General features: G+C 33.9%; 1 protein-coding gene and 1 pseudogene. One reads left to right on the plus strand and one right to left on the minus strand.

Going from position 1 to position 2,564, the window contains the following annotated elements; genetic code table 11:
- Positions 1–737 precede the first annotated feature (737 nt).
- Positions 738–2,345, plus strand: a complete 1,608-nt coding sequence (locus HMPREF3034_RS10085) for a phosphoethanolamine transferase (protein ID WP_231725666.1) — start codon at positions 738–740, stop codon at positions 2,343–2,345.
- Positions 2,346–2,383: 38 nt separating this feature from the next.
- Here the strand turns inward: HMPREF3034_RS10085 and HMPREF3034_RS13045 are convergent.
- Positions 2,384–2,564, minus strand: a pseudogene (locus HMPREF3034_RS13045) (hypothetical protein); the annotation flags it as partial.

Raw genomic sequence — 2,564 nt, forward strand, 5'->3', positions numbered from 1 at the left:
TCCGTATTGAGTACCTCTCGGCACTCATTTTCTTTGTCGATACTATTTCCCAGTGGTAATAAACCACCGGTTATTCGTCTTTAGTCGTTTCGCGACATATAGCTTTCTGTTTGTGTCTGTCTTTCTATTCCAACATATTCTATCCATGTAGAAGAGAGGTACTGTCCTATAAAAGTGTGTAAGCTCCTTTTTTCTTATCTTTGTATTTGTAAACTATAAAAAAGAAAAAACAATGGAACTTACATATTCGCAAATTTCGGAAATTCTTTCGAATTACACAAGTAGTAGTGAGGGTTTTGTTACCCTTCAGTCTTTAATCATGAACTCCATGATTGAAAATAATCCCCAAAAGGAGTGAGTCTCTCAGATTTAATTTGTATCTTCGCCATGTCTATCGTCGGATTCTCTTGTTTTTTTTTTGCAACACTAAGATAAGTGAAAATTCTGACATGGCAAAATCCTGAGCCGCTCGGCTCTGCCGCTTGCCAAAGCAAGAGCTTTTTGTTGCTCAGGTACTTAAAAAGTTTAATTTATAATAGTGTTGCGGAATTAAGGTCATCCTCATTACAATCAATGAAAGAAAAAATTTTACGAGCCATTCTTAAATTCGGAAACTTCATACTTGATGACTTTCCATTTATTGTTATTTTCACTTTGTGTTTAGTCTTTAACACGCTGAAAGATTCGTTATTTAATTGGGGGGGGCTTCTAATTTAAAATATTACAGCCTGGCTATCTTGCTATCAGTCATATTTTCTTATATAGCAAGAAAACGTAAAGTTTTAAAAATCCTGTTTTATTTAATAATAATTTTTATATTTGCGGTTAACATGTTCCTTTGGCTGGTTTTTGGAACAACAATATCTCCTCTTATCTTCCAACTTGTTGCAGAAACCAACGGAAGAGAATCTGCCGAATTTATCAATGCTTTCGCATTTTCCAAAGGAGCTTTCATAACTTATATTTCTGTTATACTCCTCACAGCCTTTATCGTATTTATTGAAAAGAAATGGAAAAAGATAAAAGAAAAGGAATGGTTACAAAAAAGATATACAACCGCCATACTTGGCTGTCTTTCAGCTTTCTTGCTTCTAACAGGATTATACAACACTAAATTATATTATACGTTGTATAAATGTCAGACTTATACGGATTTAGAAAAATGGCTAACAAAAAACCTTCCATTTCCCATGGATTCGTTTACATCGATTGTTTATTCCATTCATGCTTTCAACGCAACTAATAATAAAATAAAAATAGCTGCAAATTTAGCCAAAGATACTTATCGTCAGCCTGTAACTGATGAAGTAAACGATTCTATAAATATTATTTATATACTTGGAGAATCTTTTATAAAATCACACGCGTCACTTTACGGATACAAACTGAAAACAACTCCTTTTATGGATGCAGAGCAGAAAAAAGGAAACCTTGTGGCTTTTAGTGATGTCGTTGCACCATTTAATTTGACGACCTTAGTAGAGAAAAATACATTTTGTTGTAATAGTTTGAGTGATGGCGAGGAATGGTATCAAACACCTTACTTCCCCATTCTATTTAAAAAAGCAGGTTATCAGGTTACAATGTGGGATATTCAAAGAGATTTTTCCAAATATGCTCTCTTTACATTCTCGGTTAATTCTTTCATCTACAATAAAGAAATAAAAAAGTACGCATACTCTTATACGTCTGATAAAAGTTTCTTGTACGATGGCGATTTAGTAGATGATTTCTTTAAGAGCAAAGCAAGCAGATTAGAAAAGAAAAACCTTTTGATTTTCCATCTTTTAGGGCAACATATTAGTGCGAGCGACAGATATCCGCATACCAAATATTTCTCAAAATTCTCTTACAAGGATATAAATCGCGATGAAAGCTACATGACAAAAGATAAAAAGCAAGAAATCGCAGAATATGATAACGCAACTTTATATAACGATTATGTCATTAAGAAGATAGCAGAAAGATATGCCGACAAAACCACCGTCATGATTTATTTCTCAGACCACGGAGAAGAAATATACGATTACAGGGATTCAAAAGGAAGAAAAAACGCAGGAAGTAGCGGAGTTACCCACAACTTAGTAAAGTATCAATACGAAGTGCCTTTTGTCATTTGGTTCTCAACTCCGTTTATGGAAAAATACCCAAATTTGGTTAAAAGCATAAGAGAATCAAAAGATAAACCATTCATGACTGACAATGTTTGTCAGATTTTATTCCACATTGTAGGAATGAAAACAAAATGGTATAAAGCAGATAGAGACCTGATAAGTCCACATTACGTTCCAAAAAAACGAATGATTGCAGGTGTAGATTATGACAAGTATGTAAAAAACAGATAAAAGTATGGCAATATTAGAAACCTATAATACCTCTGCACCTAACGATGGAATTGTATCTTTTGGAACACTACTGTCCACCAATATACAGAAAGGCACAATGATATTGTTGAGGAGTCGAACGCATAGACATTGTTCGATATGAAGAAGTCCTTGACAACTCCACGTTTCTCTCTTGCTATGGAAACCTTCTTGTCTGCAAACTCTTGGAATATCTTGACT

Origin of the sequence: Prevotella sp. DNF00663, assembly GCF_001553265.1 — a bacterium.
Classification (GTDB): Bacteria; Bacteroidota; Bacteroidia; order Bacteroidales; family Bacteroidaceae; genus Prevotella.